Origin of the sequence: Amnimonas aquatica (assembly GCF_002943415.1) — a bacterium.
GTDB classification, from domain to species: Bacteria; Pseudomonadota; Gammaproteobacteria; order Pseudomonadales; family Moraxellaceae; genus Perlucidibaca; species Perlucidibaca aquatica_A.
In genome coordinates this window covers 1-1,025 of the sequence record NZ_PTQZ01000382.1, presented here as the reverse complement: position 1 = coordinate 1,025, position 1,025 = coordinate 1, and the positions used below count along the sequence as shown (strand labels likewise).

General features: G+C 74.8%; 2 protein-coding genes. Both read right to left on the bottom strand.

The window, feature by feature from the left end; translation table 11 throughout:
• A partial coding sequence (locus tag C5O18_RS10190) for a hypothetical protein (RefSeq protein ID WP_241146824.1) occupies window positions 1-364 on the bottom strand: 364 nt, incomplete at its 3' end.
• On the bottom strand, window positions 361-1,025 hold a 665-nt coding region (locus C5O18_RS10185), incomplete at its 5' end, for a TolC family protein (RefSeq protein WP_146089362.1). The genes C5O18_RS10190 and C5O18_RS10185, both read right to left, overlap by 4 nt.

The window sequence follows — 1,025 nt, the reverse complement described above, 5'->3', positions numbered from 1 at the left end:
CCGCCACGCGGGCCTCGCGGTCGCCATCGAGCACCAGCTGGCCGGGCAGCGACAGGCTGGCGGCGAAAGCGCCTGCCACCGCCGTCTCCAGGCCCAGGCCGCCGGCCTTGAGCTGCGCCTCGCCGAGCCGGATCAGGCCTTCGTCATCGTCATGACCAGCCGTCGCGGAGCCGGATCCGGCACTGGAGGCATGGTCGTCGCCGGTTTTTCCGGCATGGCTGTGCGCCTCTCCGCCGGTGTCGGCGTGGCCGTGTCCGTCCTGTGGCGCCGGCAGCAGGCCGGAGACCAGCAGGGCCCAGGTCAGCCCGGCGCCGGCGAGCACGGCCAGCAGCCAGGGCAGCAGTTTGCGAATGAAAGCGATCATGGAGCATCTCCGGCGACAGCGGCGCGACCGAGCAGTTCGTCAAGCGCGGCATCGCTCTGGTGGAAGGACTGGCGGGCGGCGAGATAGGCCTCGCGGTCGGACATCAGGCTGCGCTGGGCATCGAGCAGTTCCAGCAGCGAGAACTTGCCGGCGCGATAGCCCTCGCGCACGCCGGCGAGCACGCGCCCGGCGACCGGCAGCACCTCGTCGCGCAGCTGCGCGGCTTCGCGCCAGGCGGTGTCGCGCTGGAGCAGCAGCGCATCCTGCGCCTGGCCGAACTGCTGCCGGGCCAGCGCCAGGCCGGCCTGCGCGGCGACCAGCTCGGCACGCGCGGCACGCAGCGCGCCCTGCTGGCGGTCGAACAGCGGCAGCGGCACCGAGACCCCGAACAGCAGGCTCTCATCGCGCGTGTCGGCCTCGCGCTTCATGCCGGCGGACACCGTGATGTCCGGCCGGCGTCCGGCCTCGGCGGCGCGCACGGCGGCCTCGCCCTCGCGGACGCGGGCCTGCGCCTGACGCAGCGCCGGACTGTCGTCGGCATGTGCCTCGGCCGGCGCTTCCGGGCCGGCGGCGGATGGCAGCGCCACCGGGCCGGCCAGGCCTCCGCCGATATCGGCGGCACCCCAGAAGCTGGCGAGCTGGCGCCGCGCGGCGGCGCTCT